Annotated in this window: 13 protein-coding genes; 3 read left to right on the forward strand and 10 right to left on the reverse strand. The window is 74.2% G+C overall.

Annotated elements, in window-relative coordinates:
* Nucleotides 1-93 precede the first annotated feature (93 nt).
* The 4 genes from BU197_RS04550 to miaA all read right to left on the reverse strand — a co-directional run bounded on the left by BU197_RS04550 (nt 94) and on the right by miaA (nt 5512).
* The gene (locus BU197_RS04550) at nt 94-2616 is read right to left on the reverse strand and encodes an HD domain-containing protein (protein ID WP_188266881.1); all 2523 of its coding nucleotides are present in this window, start codon (nt 2614-2616) and stop codon (nt 94-96) included.
* A 215-nt stretch (nt 2617-2831) separates the two neighbouring features.
* The gene (dapF, locus tag BU197_RS04555) at nt 2832-3701 is read right to left on the reverse strand and encodes a diaminopimelate epimerase (RefSeq protein WP_188266882.1); all 870 of its coding nucleotides are present in this window, start codon (nt 3699-3701) and stop codon (nt 2832-2834) included.
* A 245-nt stretch (nt 3702-3946) separates the two neighbouring features.
* On the reverse strand, nt 3947-4465 hold the full coding sequence (locus BU197_RS04560) for a hypothetical protein (RefSeq protein ID WP_188266936.1): 519 nt from the start codon (nt 4463-4465) through the stop codon (nt 3947-3949).
* Between the two features lie 108 nt (nt 4466-4573).
* The gene (gene miaA / locus BU197_RS04565) at nt 4574-5512 is read right to left on the reverse strand and encodes a tRNA (adenosine(37)-N6)-dimethylallyltransferase MiaA (RefSeq protein WP_188266883.1); all 939 of its coding nucleotides are present in this window, start codon (nt 5510-5512) and stop codon (nt 4574-4576) included.
* Nucleotides 5513-5651: 139 nt separating this feature from the next.
* On the opposite strand from miaA, the gene BU197_RS04570 reads away from it, so the two are divergent.
* Nucleotides 5652-5903: a hypothetical protein gene (locus tag BU197_RS04570; protein WP_188266884.1), complete on the forward strand. Its 252-nt coding sequence runs from the start codon at nt 5652-5654 to the stop codon at nt 5901-5903.
* A 52-nt stretch (nt 5904-5955) separates the two neighbouring features.
* The gene (locus tag BU197_RS04575; protein ID WP_188266885.1) at nt 5956-6210 is read left to right on the forward strand and encodes an antitoxin; all 255 of its coding nucleotides are present in this window, start codon (nt 5956-5958) and stop codon (nt 6208-6210) included.
* 328 nt (nt 6211-6538) lie between these two features.
* Here the strand turns inward: BU197_RS04575 and BU197_RS04580 are convergent, their stop codons facing one another.
* From BU197_RS04580 to BU197_RS04590, 3 genes are all read right to left on the reverse strand, one after another.
* Complete coding sequence (locus BU197_RS04580) at nt 6539-7252, reverse strand: class III extradiol dioxygenase subunit B-like domain-containing protein (RefSeq protein ID WP_188266886.1); 714 nt, start codon at nt 7250-7252, stop codon at nt 6539-6541.
* A 383-nt stretch (nt 7253-7635) separates the two neighbouring features.
* The gene (gene miaB / locus BU197_RS04585; protein ID WP_223183113.1) at nt 7636-9156 is read right to left on the reverse strand and encodes a tRNA (N6-isopentenyl adenosine(37)-C2)-methylthiotransferase MiaB; all 1521 of its coding nucleotides are present in this window, start codon (nt 9154-9156) and stop codon (nt 7636-7638) included.
* An 85-nt stretch (nt 9157-9241) separates the two neighbouring features.
* On the reverse strand, nt 9242-10363 hold the full coding sequence (locus BU197_RS04590; protein ID WP_188266887.1) for a CaiB/BaiF CoA transferase family protein: 1122 nt from the start codon (nt 10361-10363) through the stop codon (nt 9242-9244).
* Nucleotides 10364-10544: 181 nt separating this feature from the next.
* Here BU197_RS04590 and BU197_RS04595 point away from each other — a divergent pair, with 181 nt between their 5' ends.
* Nucleotides 10545-10961: an organic hydroperoxide resistance protein gene (locus BU197_RS04595; protein ID WP_188266888.1), complete on the forward strand. Its 417-nt coding sequence runs from the start codon at nt 10545-10547 to the stop codon at nt 10959-10961.
* A gap of 121 nt (nt 10962-11082) precedes the next feature.
* On the opposite strand, the gene hemL is transcribed toward BU197_RS04595, so the two are convergent.
* Genes hemL through hemA form a run of 3 tightly spaced genes read right to left on the reverse strand, consistent with a single transcriptional unit; the run spans nt 11083 to nt 16063 of the window.
* Nucleotides 11083-12387: a glutamate-1-semialdehyde 2,1-aminomutase gene (gene hemL / locus BU197_RS04600; protein WP_188266889.1), complete on the reverse strand. Its 1305-nt coding sequence runs from the start codon at nt 12385-12387 to the stop codon at nt 11083-11085.
* Nucleotides 12384-14555 carry an acetate--CoA ligase family protein gene (locus BU197_RS04605; RefSeq protein ID WP_223183112.1) on the reverse strand — a complete coding sequence of 724 codons (2172 nt, stop codon included), beginning with the start codon at nt 14553-14555 and terminating at the stop codon, nt 12384-12386. The genes hemL and BU197_RS04605 overlap by 4 nt, the downstream gene beginning before the upstream one ends.
* Nucleotides 14552-16063, reverse strand: a complete 1512-nt coding sequence (hemA, locus tag BU197_RS04610; RefSeq protein WP_188266890.1) for a glutamyl-tRNA reductase — start codon at nt 16061-16063, stop codon at nt 14552-14554. The genes BU197_RS04605 and hemA overlap by 4 nt, the downstream gene beginning before the upstream one ends.
* Nucleotide 16064 lies beyond the last annotated feature (1 nt).

The raw sequence follows: 16064 nt of genomic DNA on the forward strand, positions 1-16064 counted from the left end.
CCGTCCTGCGGCCGGGTGCCGGTCCGGCGTGGCCGGGGACCGGTCCGGTCCGGATCGGTCCGGATCGGTCCGGTCCGATCAGACTCGGTCCGGTCAGGCGCGGCGTGGTGCCGGTGGCGGGCGGTGGCGGGTGCGGCTCACGTCGTAGACCCCCGGTACGTCCTTCATGGCCCGCATGAGGGCGGAGAGCCGGGCCGCGTCGGGCAGGTGGAGGGTGTACGTGTGCCGGACCCGCTGCTCGCTGGGGGGTTCGACGGTCGCGGCGACGACGGCCGCTCCGGCGACGGCGATGGCCTCGGTGAGGTCGGCGAGGAGCCCGGGGCGGCCGAAGGACTCGGCGACCAGGGTGACCCTGCCGTGGGCGGTGTCGCCCCAGCGCACCGGGACGGGGTCGCGGCCGAGCCCGCGCATGGTGGTGACGGCGGCGCAGCCCGCGCGGTGGACGGAGACGGAGCCGCCGCTGACCCGGAAGCCGGTGATCTTGTCGGGGGGTACGGGGGTGCAGCAGCCGGCCGGGCGGACGGCCGTGGCCTGTTCCCCTTCCAGGTCGGCGTGGAGGTCGGCGCCGGAGCGGCGGGCGGCGAAGGTCCCCGCCGGGGGGCGGTGGCCGGGGACGGCGGCGGGCGGCGGGGTGCTCTCGGGGTGGTCCCTGAGCCAGCCGGTGATCGCGATCCGGGCGGCGGGGGTGCGGGCGTGGTCGAGCCATTCGGGCGAGGGTCCGGACACGGCGTCCTGGGCGAGGATCAGCTGGACGGTGTCCCCGTCGCCGAGGACGGTGCACAGGGGGGCGAGGCGGCCGTTGACCCGGGCGCCGAGGCAGGCGTGGGCCGTCTCGCCGTGCTGGGCGTAGGCGGCGTCGATGCAGCTGGCCCCGGCGGGCAGGCTGAGGGTGCCGGGGGCGCCGCCGTCGGCGCGGAAGACGGTGATCTCGTCGTCCTCGGCGAGGTCGGCGCGGAGCGAGGTCCAGAAGGTGTCCGGGTCGGGGGCCGACTGCTGCCAGGCGAGGAGGCGGGAGAGCCAGCCGGGGAGGGTGGGGTCGACGCGCTCGCCGTCCTCGGCGAGCCGGGCGGTCCGGTCCCGGGCGGTACGGTCCCGGCCGGGCCGGTCCTGGGCAGTACGGTCCCGGCCGGGCCGGGCGTCCTGGTCCTGGGGAGCGCGGGCGGCCGGGTCCCGGGGCGAGCGGGAGCCCTTGCCGCGACCGTCGCGACCGTCACGGGCGGCGGGGCGGCGACCGTCGGAGGCGGCCGGGCGTGGGCCGTCAGGGGCGGCCGAGCCATCGCCGGGGCGGGCATCGGGGTCCCGCCCGTCGTGTACGTCCGGCTCCCGCCCCTCACGGGCGGCAGGGCCGTGGCCGGGTCCGGCGGCCGGGTCCGGCGCGGTCCTGGCGGCCTGGTTCCGGGGCGGCGCGGGGGTCTCGGGGCCCGCTTGTCCCCCGGCGTCCCGGCCCGGGTAGGGGTTGCCGAGGGCGATCACGCCCGCCTCGGCGACGCGGTGCATCCGGTGGGTGCGGATGAGGACTTCCGCCACCGCGCCGTCGGGAGCGGCGATCGCGGTGTGCAGGGACTGGTACAGGTTGAACTTGGGGACCGCGATGAAGTCCTTGAACTCCGAGATCACCGGGGTGAAGCAGGTGTGCAGTTCGCCGAGCACCCCGTAGCAGTCGGCGTCCTCCGCCACCAGGACGAGGAGCCGTCCGAAGTCGCAGCCGCGCAGTTCGCCGCGCTTGAGGCGGACCCGGTGCACGGAGACGAAGTGCCGGGGCCGGACGTGGACTTCGGCGCCGATCCCGGAATCGCGGAGCACCGCCGTCACCTGTTCGGCGACGGCGCCGAGCGCCTCGTCCGCGCCGGGGGCGCCCGCGACGAGCGCGCGGGTGGTCTCGTACTCCTCGGGGTGGAGGATGGCGAAGACCAGGTCCTCCAGCTCCGTCTTGAGGGCCTGGACGCCGAGCCGTTCGGCCAGCGGGATGAGGACGTCCCGGGTGACCTTGGCGATCCTGACCTGTTTCTCGGGCCGCATCACGCCGAGGGTGCGCATGTTGTGGAGCCGGTCGGCGAGTTTGATCGACATGACCCGGACGTCGTCGCCGGTGGCGAGGAGCATCTTGCGGAAGGTCTCGGGTTCGGCCGCGGCGCCGTAGTCGATCTTCTCCACCTTGGTGACGCCGTCGACGAGGCGGGCGACCTCCTCGCCGAACTCCCGGCGCACTTGATCGAGCGTCACCTCGGTGTCCTCGACGGTGTCGTGGAGGAGGGAGGCCGTCAGGGTGGTGGTCTCCGCGCCCAGCTCGGCGAGGATCAGGGTGACGGCGAGCGGATGGGTGATGTACGGCTCGCCGCTCTTGCGGAACTGGCCCCGGTGCGAGGACTCGGCGAGCACGTACGCCCGGCGCAGCACCGACAGATCGGCCTCGGGGTGGTGGGCGCGGTGGGCTTCGGCGACATGGCCGATGGCGTCCGGCAGCCGGTCGCGGGGGGCGGGGCCCGCGGTGGCGCCGAGCAGGGCGGCGCGGCCCAGCCTGCGCAGATCGATCCGGGGGCGCCCTCGTCTGCGGGCGGGCACCTCGGGGACGGCGGGCTCCGCCGTGCTCGCGGGGTGGGCGGCCTCTGCGCTCATGGGGCACCTCCGGCAGCGTCGACCGGCGGGGGGCGGGCCAGGCGTGCCCGGGGGGCCGGTGCTTGATGTTACCGACCCCACCACGTGGCGCAGTCACGCTCTCGCTCAGCGTGAACCGGATCACCCATTCGAGCGACAAATCAGTCGTTGACGGTTTCGATTCCGTCGTCTCTCCGTTACGGACGGTCCGCGCCGTCCCGTGGGGACGGCGCCGCTCAGCCCAGCCACTCCGGGTCGACGGTGCCCTCGGCGACGATCACGGCGGGGCCGGTCATGTCGATCCGGCCGTCGGGGTGCTCGGTGATGACCAGGGTCCCGCCGAGCACGTCCACGGTGTACGTCACGGGGTTCCCGGTCTCGGCGGGGTCGGCGCCGTCCCTGCGGGCGGTGGCGACGGCGACGGCGCAGGCGCCGGTGCCGCAGGAGCGGGTCTCGGCGGCGCCGCGCTCGTGGACCCGCATGGCGACGTGGCGGGGGCCCCGGTCGACGACGAACTCGATGTTCACGCCCTCGGGGTAGACCCCGGCCGGCTCGTAGTGGGGCTCGGTGTGGAGGGTGCCCGCGTGGGCGAGGTCCTCGACGAAGGCGACCGCGTGCGGGTTGCCCATGTTGACGTTCCGGGCGGGCCAGCCCCGGCCGTCGACGCTGACGGTGACCCCGGCGTCGGGGAGGACCGCGCGGCCCATGGCGACGGTGACGGAGCCGTCCTCGGCGAGCCGGACGCGCTTGACCCCGCCCCGGGTGGCGACGGCGACCTCTCCGGTCGTGACGTGACCGGCGTGCTCCAGGTAGCGGGCGAAGACCCGGACGCCGTTCCCGCACATCTCGGCGACGGACCCGTCGGCGTTGCGGTAGTCCATGAACCACTCGGCCTCGTCGGCGAGGTGCCGCGCCTCGGGGTGGGCGGCGCTGCGCACGACGTGCAGGAGTCCGTCGCCGCCGATTCCGGCCCGGCGGTCGCAGAGCCGGGCGACGACGGCGGGCGGCAGGTCGACGGCGTTCTCCGCGTCGGGGACGATCACGAAGTCGTTCTCGGTGCCGTGGCCCTTGAGGAACGGGAGCGGCGGGATCTGCGCGTTGGTCACGCGATCAACTGTACGGGGTGCTCCCGGCCGGGCGCCGGGCCGTCCACGGTCCGGGCGGGACCGTTCCCCGGGGACTTCGCGGGACCGTTCCCCGGGGACTTCCGGGGCTTTCCTGAGGCTTCCGGGACCCTCGGGGGGCTTCCCGTACCTTCCCGCCCGTCCAGGACTTTCGCGCGGCGGACGGCGGTACTTCCGTGCGGCGGACGGCGGTGTGTCCAGGCGCGGGCGGCGGGCGGCGGTACGCGTCAGCGCAGTCGGGCCACGCGCCACACCGCGAGGGCCACCAGGACGGTGATCGTCACCGCGTACAGGAAGAGCACCCGCCAGTTCGGGCGCTCGCCGGAGCCGCGTCTCGGGAGGCCCGGCCAGGTGTAGCCGACCTTGCGGGCGGCCATCACACCCCAGCCCGCCGCACAGGAACTGATGAGCAGTCCGAGCATGGCGACGACCGCGCCGCCGTCCCCCGAGCCGAAGGCGAGCGGGAAGGCGAACATCAGCGAACCGAGGGCGGCGAGGCCCACGATGGGGGCGAGCTGCCAGATCCGCAGCCTGCGCTGGGGCCGCAGTTCGACCTCGACCTCGTCGGCGTCCACCTCGACGGCGGTGCCGAGCACGTCGTCGGGGCCGTCCGGGCTCAGGCCCGGGGCGTCGGCCGCGAGGCCGGACGTCGGCCCCTGGGCGTCGGTCCGGGCGCCGGGGACGCCCTCCGTCGGGTCGCCCACGGCCGCTCCGTGCTGTTCTCTGTCGCGAGGGCCGGCCTCCATCGCCACGCGCCCTCCCCACTCGGACTTCACTCGGTCGATCGTCGCTCGATGATGGCACGCTCGGGACCGCCGAAATGCCGGGCAGGGCGTCCCGATGCCATCACGTGATCAGGCTGTAACCGCTCGTTCGACCAACGACAGCGCCTCTCCCGGGAGTTCCCTCCGGTGGTCGGCCGCTCCACTGAGCCAGTGCACGCGCGGATCGCGCCGGAACCAGGAGTCCTGGCGGCGGGCGAAGCGCTTGGTGGCGCGTACGGTCTCGGCGCGGGCCTCCTCCTCGGTGCACTCCCCCGCGAGCGCCGTCAGCACCTGCTGGTAGCCGAGGGCGCGGGAGGCCGTGCGGCCCTCGCGCAGACCGCGCGCCTCCAGGGCCCGGACCTCGTCGACGAGGCCCGCCTCCCACATCCGGTCGACCCGGGTGGCGATCCGCTCGTCCAGTTCGGGGCGGGCCACGTCGACGCCGATCTGCACGGTGTCGTAGACGGAGTCGGGTCCCGGCAGGTTCGCGGTGAAGGGCTTCCCGGTGATCTCGATCACCTCAAGGGCGCGGACGATCCGGCGTCCGTTGCCGGGCAGGATCGCGCGGGCCGCCCCGGGGTCGGCCTCGGCCAGCCGGGCGTGCAGGACGCCGGAGCCGCGCTCCTCCAGTTCGGCTTCCAGACGGGCCCGGACGGCCGGGTCGGTGCCGGGGAACTCCAGGGCGTCGACGGCCCCGCGTACGTACAGACCGGAGCCGCCGACCAGGACGGGGGTGCGCCCGGCGGCGAGCAGCCGGTCGATCTCGGCGCGGGCGATGCGCTGGTACTCGGCGACGCTGGCGGCCTCGGTGACGTCCCAGATGTCGAGGAGGTGGTGGGGGACGCCGCCGCGCTCCTCAAGCGTCAGCTTGGCGGTGCCGATGTCCATCCCCCGGTAGAGCTGCATCGAGTCGGCGTTGACGACCTCCCCGCCGAGCTGCTGAGCGAGGAAGACACCCAGATCGGACTTTCCGGCCGCCGTGGGGCCGACGACGGCGATGACCCGCGGGGCGGGAGCTGCACTTCTCACCGCCCCAGTCTCGCAAACCTCCCGGGCTGTCCCCGAACGAGCTACGTGACGGACCTGTTCCGGGGCCCGTTGCGCGGGGCGGGGTTCCGGACCCGTTGATCACGGAACCCGTCCCGTCCGAGTACGCTATGGAGTGAGTATGGGCGTTTTTTCTGCGTTTCGCCGCAAGACGAGCAAGGTGACCGAGGCCGTTCCGGAGCAGGTCGCCGCCGTCCCGGCGGCCGAGGAGGAGGCGCGGGGAGGGGCCGGGGCTCCGGCCGGTTCCGGGAACGGAGCGGACGGTGTCGGCGAGGCGGGGAACTCCCCGGTGGCCGCGACCGTCGACATCCCCAGGCAGCAGTCGGTGGCGTCCGCCGCCGACAGCGCGACCGGCGACGACGCCGGCGCGTAGACGGCACACGGATGGACGGGCCCCCGGCGGGGTCCGCGGAGGGAAGGTTCCCATGAGTCTCCTGGACTCGCTGAAGGACAAGATCGGTCCGGCGAAGGACAAGGTCACCGAGCTCGCGCAGCAGCACGGGGACAAGATCGACCAGGGTCTCGACAAGGCCGCGCAGCTGGTCGACGAGAAGACCAAGGGCAAGTACAGCGACCAGATCCACACCGGCGCCGACAAGGCCAAGGAGGCGCTGGACCGGATCGGTCACAAGGACGACGGCGCGGGTGACGGCGGTACGACGCCGCCGTCGGCCGCCTGACGTCAGGGACGTCGGCGACACGCCCTCCACACGGCGGACGGCCGCGGAGCCTCACGCTCCGCGGCCGTCCGCCGTCGCGTTGGGGTCCTCGCACCGGGGAAGGCCCTCGCACCGAGGAGCGTCCTCGTGTCGGGGAGCGTCGTCTCGGCGGAGATCGTCGTCACGGCGGAGTTCATCGGAGGACGTCGCCGCGTCGGGGAGGCTCCCGCGCCAAGGACAGCTCCCGTCTCAGGAAGCTCCCCCCCTCAGGAAAACTCCCGTCTCAGGAAAGCCTCCCGGGTCGGGAAAGCCTCCCGGGTCGGGGTACGTCCGGCGCTCCCCCGTCCGCTCAGGACCAGGCCGCCACGAAGTAGCCCACTCCGTAGGGGGCGTCCTCGAAGAGCAGTCGTCCGTCGAGTCCGGCTCCCTCGGCCGCGCCCGCGAGGACCTGCCAGGGGGCGCGGCCTGCCGCCTTCAGTTCCTGGGCCAGCTCCGGATCGAGCGCCATGAGGGCGCCTGCGTCGGCCGTGCCGAGCGCGCGGGCGGCCTCCGCGTCGAAGCCCTCGGCCCGCTCGTCCAGATAGCCGGGTGCCTTCACGGTGCGGCAGGCGCTGCCGTCCCCGAGTACCAGGAGGGCGACCCGCTCGGCGGAATCGGCCAGGCTCCGGCCGAGCCCGGCGCAGACGTCCGGGGTCGCCGCGGTGTCGACGGCGAGACCCTCGACCGGGGCGCCGCCCCGGCCCGCCGCCTCCAGGAGCCAGGCGCCGACGGTGAGGGAGGCGGGCAGCGGCCGGTCGCCGTCCGGCGCCGCAGGATCTCCCAGGCGTACGGAGCTGTCGACGCCGAACCCGGCGAAGGAGCCCGTGGAACCGGCCGGGTAGATGCCGTGGGCGCCTTCTTCGACGGGCCCGACGACGTACAGCCGGTCCGGCCGGGCGGCGGCGAGCAGCCCGAGCGCATCGGCACAGGCCACCCGCGCGGCATCCAATTCGGCGGCGGCACCGGCCGCGACCTCGGGCACGAGAAGCGGAGGGCAGGGACAGACTGCGGCGGCGACAAGCATGATCCGCAGCCTACTGCGCACCGCTGGGGGAAGGGGTGCGATGCGGTGCGCATGGGCGAGTGGGGGCGACTGTGGGCTTGGGTCGGCCGGGCCGGGCGGGCCCGGCTCTGTCGGCCCCGACTCAGTCACGTCCGGCTCAGTCACGTCCGGCCCAGTCACGCCCCCGTGTTTCCGGCCGCCCCGCCCGGCCGCGTCGGCCAGGGCGCATACGGGCCCGGCCAGATCGCGTACCGGCCCGGCCAGATCACGTACTGGCCTGGTCAGATCACGTACGGGCCCGGCCAGGTCACGTACCGGCCTGGTCAGATCACGTACGGGCCCGGCCAGGTCACGTACCGGCCCGGCCGGATTCGCATACCGGCCCGGTCAGGTCACGTGCGGCCTCAGTGGCTTCCGCAGGCCGGGGGCTCGGTGGCCGGGAGGGGGGCCGGGACGCCGATCTTGGGGAGGCCCAGGAGGACGCCGGCCGGCTTCGGGGCGGTGGTGTTGCGCTTCTCCCAGGCGTCGCCCGCGCGGGTGCGGCGGACCGCCGTGGCCTGGCCCTCGGCGAGCAGGTGGTGGGGGGCCGCGTAGGTGATCTCCACGGTCACGACGTCACCGGGGCGCACCTCCTCGGCAGGCTTGGTGAAGTGGACGAGCCGGTTGTCGGGGGCGCGGCCCGAGAGGCGGTCGGTGGCGCCGTCCTTGCGGCCCTCGCCCTCGGCGACCATGACCTCCAGGGTGCGGCCGACCTGCTTCTTGTTCTCCTCCCAGGAGATCTCCTCCTGGAGGGCGACGAGGCGCAGATAGCGCTCCTGCACGACCTCCTTGGGGATCTGGTGGTCCATGTCGGCGGCCGGGGTGCCGGGGCGCTTGGAGTACTGGAAGGTGAACGCGTTCGCGAAGCGGGCCTCGCGGACGGTGTGCAGGGTCTGCTCGAAGTCCTCCTCGGTCTCGCCGGGGAAGCCCACGATGATGTCGGTGGAGATGGCGGCGTGCGGGATGGACGCGCGGACCTTCTCCAGGATGCCGAGGAAACGCTCCTGCCGGTACGAGCGGCGCATCGCGCGCAGGATGGTGTCCGAGCCGGACTGGAGCGGCATGTGCAGCTGCGGCATGACGTTGGGGGTCTCGGCCATCGCCGCGATCACGTCGTCGGTGAAGTCGCGGGGGTGCGGGGAGGTGAAGCGGACCCGCTCCAGGCCCTCGATCCGGCCGCAGGCGCGCAGCAGCTTGGAGAAGGCCTCGCGGTCGCCGAGGTCGGAGCCGTACGCGTTGACGTTCTGGCCGAGCAGGGTGATCTCGGAGACGCCCTCGGCGACCAGCGCCTCGATCTCGGCGAGGATGTCGCCGGGCCTGCGGTCCTCCTCCTTGCCGCGCAGGGCGGGGACGATGCAGAAGGTGCAGGTGTTGTTGCAGCCGACGGAGATCGAGACCCAGGCCGCGTACGCCGACTCGCGTCGGGTCGGCAGCGTGGAGGGGAAGGCTTCCAGGGACTCGGCGATCTCGATCTGCGCCTCCTCCTGGACGCGGGCGCGCTCCAGGAGGACGGGGAGCTTGCCGATGTTGTGCGTGCCGAAGACCACGTCGACCCAGGGCGCCTTGGAGACGATGGTCTCGCGGTCCTTCTGCGCGAGGCAGCCGCCGACGGCGATCTGCATGCCGGGGCGGGTGGTCTTCATGGGGGCGAGCCGGCCGAGGTTGCCGTACAGCTTGTTGTCGGCGTTCTCGCGGACCGCGCAGGTGTTGAAGACCACCACGTCGGCGTCGCCGTCGGCGCCCTTGGGGGCCCGGACGTACCCCGCTTCCTCCAGCAGACCGGAGAGCCGCTCGGAGTCGTGGACGTTCATCTGACACCCGTAGGTGCGGATCTCATAGGTCTTGGCTTCGCCCACGATGCTGCTCCGGTCGCTGCTGCTGGTCATGGCTCAAGGGTAGGCGGTCCCGGGCGGCTCTCCGCCCGGAAGCTCCCTCTCGGCCACCCGCCGCACGGGCCCGGCCCCCCGTGGGTCAGCCGCGCCACTCCCCGAGGACCTCGTCGGTGTGCTCGCCGGGCAGCGGCGCGGGGGTCGGGACGGCGGCGGGGGTACGGCTGAAGCGGGAGGCGGGGGCGGGCTGGAGGGTGTCGCCGACCCGGACGAAGGAGCCCCGGGCGGCGAGCTGGTGGTGGCGGGCGGACTCGTCGGCGGTGAGGACCGGGGCCACCCCGGCGTCCACGGTGTCGAAGACCTTCGTCCAGTGCTCGCGGTCGCGGCTCGCGAACCGCTCCGCGATCAGGGCGCGCAGGGCGGGCCAGACGGCCGGGTCGGAGCGGTCGGGCAGGTCTTCGTTCCCGCCGAGGCCCAGCTGGTCGAGGAGGTTCCGGTAGAGCCCGGGTTCGATGGCGGCGACGGCGAGGTGGTGTCCGTCGGCGGTGGGGTAGAGCGCGTAGTGCGGGGCGTCGGTGACGGTGTGGATGCCCGGGGCGGCCCGCCACTGGTGGACGAGGGTGGCGATGAGGGCGGCGCCGTCGGCGAGGGCGGTGTCGACGACCTGGCCGCGTCCCGAGCGCTCCCGCTCGTAGAGCGCGGCGAGCAGTCCCTGCACGTGCGCGTTGGCCCCGCCCGCGAAGCTGGAGAGGTACGCGGTGGGCGGCGGCACCGGGGCGCCGGTGGCCGGGTCGGTGTCCAGGGCGCCGGTCAGCGCGAGGACCGCGAGGTCGTGGGCGGCCCGCCCGGACCAGCCGCCTTCCTGGCCCCAGCCGCTGACTCGCCCGTACACCAGGCGCGGGTTGCGGGCGAGGACCGTCTCCGGGCCGATGCCGAGGCGTTCGGCGACGCCGGGGCGGAAGCCCTCGATCAGGATGTCGGCGTGCTCGGCGAGACCGAGGGCCCGCTCCACTCCCTCGGGGCTCTTGAGGTCGAGGGCGACCGAGCGGCGTCCCCGGGAGAACGGATTCTCCCCCGGGCGGGGGGCGGCGGGGGCGGGTGTGGCTCCGGACGCGGGCGTGGCGGTGGGGGCAGGTGTGGTGGCGGGGGCCCGGTCGATGCGTACGACGTCGGCGCCGAGACCGGAGAGGAGGGTGGCGACGTACGCGGTGGGCGCCGAGCCCGCGCATTCCAGTACGCGTACTCCGGTCAGCGGTCCGGCCATGGCCAACTCCCTTGAATTCTCGGTGCGGTGACGTGTTCCACGCTATTGCGGCGGGAGAGGGAAGGGACTGCGGAGATCCGTAGCGTCCGGAATTCGGCGGCGCCCGAGACTGGGGGAATCCATGGCTTTCCCTTCCCGGGGATTTCCTTTTCCGGGTTCCGCTCTTCAGAAAGGCACGCGCATGGCCGTCGTCTACACCGCCGAGGTCACCTCCACCGGAGACGGGCGCAATGGCGCCGTGCTCTCCTCCGACGGGCTTCTCGATCTGCCCCTGGCGAGCCCCAAGGCCGTCGGCGGGTCCGGTGGCGCCACCAACCCCGAGCAGCTCTTCGCCGCCGGGTACGCCGCCTGCTTCCACAGCGCGCTCCGGGTCTCCGCCCGCGCCTCGCGGACCCCGCTGGCGGACGACACGGTCACCGCCGAGGTGGCCCTGCACAAGGAGGAGTCCGGCTTCCGTCTGTCGGTGGTGCTCAGCGTGGTGCTGCCCGGTCTGGACGCGGCGGAGGCGCGGCGGCTCGCGGAGGAGGCGCATGGGCGCTGCCCGTACTCCAAGGCGATCCGGGGGAACGTCGAGGTGCGGGTGGACGTCACCGCCTGAGCCTCTCCCGGAAAGGAGGAAAGCCCCCGTGGTCCGGTCCACGGGGGCTTTCCTGTGCGCGTCCGCTTCACGAGCGGACCGCGCGTCACGGGCGACCTGTGCGTCACAGGCGACCCGCGCGTTACGGGCGGGCCGCCGCCGCTGCCGCCGCCGCGGCCTTCGGGAGGGCCTCGACGACCCGGGTGACGGCCCGGTCGTCGTGGGCCGCCGAGATGAACCAGGCCTCGAAGGGCGAGGGCGGCAGATAGACGCCCTGGCGGAGCAGCTCGTGGAAGAAGGGCGTGTAGCGGTGGGACTCGGTGGCGCGGACGTCCTCGAAGTCGATCACCTCGTCCTCGGTGAAGAAGACGGAGAACATGGTGCCGGAGTACTGCACCCGGTGGGCCACGCCCTCCTTCGTCAGGGCCGCCGACACCTCGCGGCCGAGGGTGCCGGAGACCTCGTCGAGGCGCGCGTAGACCTCGGGGGTGCTGTGCCGGAGGGTGGCGAGCCCGGCGGCGGTGGCGACCGGGTTCCCCGAGAGGGTGCCCGCCTGGTAGACGGGGCCCGCTGGCGCGAGGTGCGCCATGACGTCGGCGCGTCCGCCGAAGGCCGCCGCGGGGAAGCCGCCGCCCATGACCTTGCCGAAGGTGAGCAGGTCGGGGGCGACGCCGTCCCGGCCGTACCAGCCGGCGCGACTGGCGCGGAAGCCGGTCATGACCTCGTCGGAGATGAACAGCGCGCCATGGCGGGCGGTGATCTCCTTGAGTCCGGCGTTGAAGCCGGGCAGCGGTGGGACGGCGCCCATGTTGCCGGGGGCGGCCTCGGTGATCACGGCGGCGATCTCGTCGCCGATCTCGGCGAAGACCTTCTCGACGGAGGCCAGGTCGTTGTACGGCAGGACGATCGTGTCGCTCGCCTGGGCGCCGGTGACGCCGGGGGTGTCGGGCAGCGCGAAGGTGGCGAGCCCCGAGCCCGCCGAGGCGAGGAGGGCGTCCACGTGTCCGTGGTAGCAGCCCGCGAACTTGACGATCTTGCCGCGTCCGGTGAAGCCCCGGGCGAGCCTGATCGCCGACATGGTGGCCTCGGTGCCGGAGCTGACCAGGCGCACCTGTTCGACGGGGGCGACCCGGTCGACGATCTCCTCGGCGAGTTCGACCTCTCCGGTGGAGGGGGCGCCGAAGGAGGTGCCGTGGTCCAGGGCCCGGGTGACGGCCTCGACGACGGCCGGGTGCCGGTGGCCGAGGATCATGGGACCCCAGGAGCAGATCAGGTCGACGTACTCGTTGCCGTCGCTGTCCGTGAGGTAGGGGCCCTGGGCCGAGGCGATGAAGCGGGGGGTGCCGCCGACGGCGCCGAAGGCGCGGACCGGGGAGTTGACCCCGCCGGGGGTGACCCTGCGGGCGCGCTCGAACAGCGCCTTGCTCGCGTGCTCTCCGAGGCTCATCGGTCCTCCTCCTTCGCGGTCCCGGCGCCGTCCGTACCGGCAGTGCCGTCCGTGCCGACGGTGCCGTGGGTGGTCTCCGTACGGTCCGCGGCCTCCGTGCCGTCCTCCGTGCCGTCCGCCGTGCCGATGCTGAGCGCGGCGTCCAGGACGATCGCGCCGGTCGGCAGGACGCGGACCGGGTTGAGGTCGAGGGCGAAGCCGGGCGGCCAGTCCTGGACCAGTTCGCCGACCTTGTGGAGGAGGTCGGCCGCGGCGGTGACGTCCACCGGGGCCCGGCCCCTGGCACCGTCGAGGATCTTCGCGCCGCGCAGCCCGGCGAGGAGTCCGGCGCCCTCGCCGGGGACCAGCGGCAGGAGGCGGTGGCCGACGTCGTCGAGGACTTCGGTGAAGATGCCGCCGAGCCCGGCGGTGAGCACCGGTCCCAGGTCGGTGGTGTGGACGCCGACGATCAGCTCGACGCCCTCGTCACCGCCGTCGCCGTTCACGTACTCCTCGACGAGCACCTGTCCGCCGAGGGCGGCGAGCCGGGCGTAGGACTCGGGGGCGGTCTCGGCGGTGACGCCCAGTTCGACGCCGCCCGCCTCCGTCTTGTGGAGCAGCCCGGGGACGACCGCCTTGAGTACGGCGGTGCCGCCGACCTCGGTCACGGCGGCGGCCGCGTCCTCGGCGCCGGTGGCGGTCCTGCCCCGGGGGACGGTGATCCCGGCCTCGGCGAGGAGGGCCTTCAGCTCCGGCTCGGTGGCGCCCGCGCCGGGGCCCGGGACGGTGCCGGGGCGGGGGGCCTCGGGCAGTGTCCGGGGGCGGCTGACCTCCCAGAGGGCGGCGGCGGCGCGCAGGGCGCGGGCCGGGGTCGGGTACTCGGGCAGTCCGGCCTCGCGCAGGTCGCGCGGGGCGTCGGGGGCGAGGAAGTCGGCTCCGGTACGGGCGACGAGGATCGGCTTGCCGCCCTTCACGGCGGCCCGGGAGAGGGCGTTGACGGCCTTCTCCACGTCGGGGCCCGCCATCACGCAGAAGGCGGCGACGATGATGTCGACGGTCTCGTCGGCTATCAGGACGTCGAGGGAGCGGTCGAAGAGCGAGGGGTCGCTGAGGACGGTGGCCGTGATGTCGACGGGGTTGTCGATGGCGCCGAAGGCCGGGACGATCTCGGCGAGCGCCTCCTTGCTGCGCGGTTCCAGGGCGCTGAGTTCCAGGCCGTGGGCCTCGACGGCGTCGGCGGCGAGGATGCCGGAGCCGCCGGAGGTGGTGACCACGGCGACGCGGTTCCCGGCCGGGCGCCGCTCGGACTCGAAGACGCGGGCCACGTCGAGGAGTTCGTCGATGTCGTCGACGCGGACGATGCCGAGGCCGCGCAGGGCGGCGTCGAGGACCCGGTCGTCGGTGGCGAGGGCGCCGGTGTGGGAGGCGGCGGCACGGCCGCCGGCCTCGGTGCGGCCGGACTTGAGCAGGGCGACGGGCTTGCCGGAACCGGCGAGCGCGCGCAGGGTGCCGATGTCCGGGGTGTCCTCCAGATAGCCGAGGAGGCCGGTGACCTCGGGGACGGCGGAGAGTTCGCGGAGGACTTCGAGGGCGGTGACGTCGGCGTCGTTTCCGGTGCTGACCACCCAGCCGGGGCGCAGTCCCCGCTCCAGGGCGAGGCTGGCGGCGCCGAAGCCGAGGGCGCCGCTCTGGCTGACGAAGGCGAGGGTGCCGGGCTCGAAGGGCACGGACTCGGCGCCGAAGAGGGGGCTGAAGGTGGCGAGGACGCGGTTCTCGTAGGCGACGGCGCCGATGCAGTTGGGGCCGATGATCCGCAGGCCTCCGGCGCGGGCCTTGGCGACCACCTCGGCCTGGAGGCGGGCGCCCGCCTCGCCGGTCTCGGCGAAGCCGGAGGAGGCGATGACGGCGAGCTTGACCCCGGCGGCCACGCAGTCGTCGACGGCGCCGGGCACCCGCTCGGCGGAGACCATGATCAGGGCGAGGTCGACGGGGCCCGGGGCGTCCTTGACGCTGGGGTAGGCGGGGACGCCGAGGATCTCCGGGGAGCGCGGGTTCACCGGCAGGATGCGGCCCGGGTAGCCGTAGCGGAGCAGATAGTCGAGCGGCTTGCGGCCCAGGGCGCCGGGGCGCTCGCTGGCCCCGATGACGGCGATGGATTCGGCTTCCCAGAGGGCCGAGATGTCACTCATGCGATGGCCTCGATCTTCGTCTCGTTCGGGTCGTCGGTGCTGGTGGCGGGGGTGGTGGAGGAGATGCCGGCCGGGGTGGCCGCCAGGGTTCCGGCCGGGGTGCCCGCCGAGGATTCGGCCGAGGTGTCGGCCGGGGTGCCGCTCGGGGTGGTCACCGGGGCTCCGGTCGGGGTGTCGGCCGGGCCGCCGGTCCCGGTCGCCGCGAAGAGCCGGGTGAAGGCGGCGATGTGCCGGGCTCCGTCGGGGTCGGCGGCGAGTTCCCTGACCAGGACGGTGGGCTGGTGCAGGGCCTTGTCGACGATCCGCCGCACGCTGCGGTCGATCTCCCGCCGTACGGTGCCGTCGAGGCCTTCGAGGCGGCGGGAGAGCCGGTCGAGTTCGGCCTCCGCCGCCTCGGTGGCGGCGGTGCGCAGCGCGGTCAGTACGGGCTTGGCCCCGGCGAGCCGGAGGCCGGTGCGGAACTGTTCGACCTCCGCGTCGATCAGTTCGTGGGCGGCCTGCACGCTGGCGGCCGAGATCTCGTCCTCCTGGCCTTCCTCGGCGATCCGGCGCAGGTCGACGAAGGTGACGCCGGGCAGGTCGGCGGAGGCGGGCGCGATGTTGTGGGGCAGGGAGAGGTCGAGCAGGAACAGTTCCCGCCCGTCGCGGGCGGCGAGCGCCTCCTCCACGTCCCGGGCGGAGACGAGGTGGCCGGTGGCGGCGGTGGCGCCGACGATGACGTCGACCTCGGTGAGCAGCCGGGGCAGGTCCGTGAGGTCGTATCCCACTCCCCCGGTGGTCTCGGCGAGGCGCTGGGCCTTCTCGGGGGTGCGGTTGGCGACGTGCACCCGGTCGAGTCCGGAGCGGCGCAGGGCGGCGACGACGACTCCGGCGAAGGCTCCGGCGCCGATGACGAGGGCGGTCTTGCCGTGGAGGGAGCCGACCTCGCGTTCGAAGAAGCCGAGGCCCGCGGTGGCGAGGGAGCGTCCGGCCTCGTTGAGCCCGGTCTCGTTGCGGGCGCGTTTGCCGACCCGCAGGGCGGTCTGGACGGCCTTGGCGAGGACCCGCCCCGTGCTGTCGAGCCGCTGGGACCGTTCGAGGCCCAGCTTGACCTGGCCGAGGATCTGGTCCTCGCCGACGACGACGGATTCGAGTCCCGAGGCGACGGCGAAGAGGTGGCGGACGGCTCCGTCGGCGTGGTGGCTGTAGAGGTGGGGGGCGATCTCGTCGTGGTCGACTCCGGTGTGCTGGGCGAAGAGCGCGCCGAGGCCGCTGAGTCCTGCCGGGTCGCCGGGGCCGGTGGCACCGGCCGGGTCGCCGGGGCTCGCGGGGACGGCGCGGGTCTCGGCGTAGATCTCCAGGCGGTTGCAGGTGGAGACGACGACGGCGGCGTCGATGCCGTCGACGGAGGTCGCGTCGGAGACGAGGTCCTCGGCGGGCCGTTCGGTGCCGGCGAGTCTCTCCAGGAGGTCGAGCGGGGCGCTGGCGTGGCTGATGCCGAGGACCAGCATGGTGGAGGACGGGGTCACC

It is taken from the genome of Streptomyces sp. CBMA291 (genome assembly GCF_014596525.1).
In the GTDB taxonomy this organism is placed as follows: Bacteria; Actinomycetota; Actinomycetes; order Streptomycetales; family Streptomycetaceae; genus Streptomyces.

What these genes read in the sequence shown, in the direction of transcription:
- BU197_RS04550 (WP_188266881.1), bottom strand. Translation starts at nt 2,616, where the DNA reads ATGAGCGCAGAGGCCGCCCACCCCGCGAGCACGGCGGAGCCCGCCGTC.
- BU197_RS04560 (WP_188266936.1), bottom strand. Translation starts at nt 4,465, where the DNA reads ATGGAGGCCGGCCCTCGCGACAGAGAACAGCACGGAGCGGCCGTGGGC.
- BU197_RS04570 (WP_188266884.1), top strand. Translation starts at nt 5,652, where the DNA reads ATGGGCGTTTTTTCTGCGTTTCGCCGCAAGACGAGCAAGGTGACCGAG.
- BU197_RS04575 (WP_188266885.1), top strand. Translation starts at nt 5,956, where the DNA reads ATGAGTCTCCTGGACTCGCTGAAGGACAAGATCGGTCCGGCGAAGGAC.
- BU197_RS04580 (WP_188266886.1), bottom strand. Translation starts at nt 7,252, where the DNA reads ATGCTTGTCGCCGCCGCAGTCTGTCCCTGCCCTCCGCTTCTCGTGCCC.
- miaB (WP_223183113.1), bottom strand. Translation starts at nt 9,156, where the DNA reads ATGACCAGCAGCAGCGACCGGAGCAGCATCGTGGGCGAAGCCAAGACC.
- BU197_RS04590 (WP_188266887.1), bottom strand. Translation starts at nt 10,363, where the DNA reads ATGGCCGGACCGCTGACCGGAGTACGCGTACTGGAATGCGCGGGCTCG.
- BU197_RS04595 (WP_188266888.1), top strand. Translation starts at nt 10,545, where the DNA reads ATGGCCGTCGTCTACACCGCCGAGGTCACCTCCACCGGAGACGGGCGC.
- hemL (WP_188266889.1), bottom strand. Translation starts at nt 12,387, where the DNA reads ATGAGCCTCGGAGAGCACGCGAGCAAGGCGCTGTTCGAGCGCGCCCGC.
- BU197_RS04605 (WP_223183112.1), bottom strand. Translation starts at nt 14,555, where the DNA reads ATGAGTGACATCTCGGCCCTCTGGGAAGCCGAATCCATCGCCGTCATC.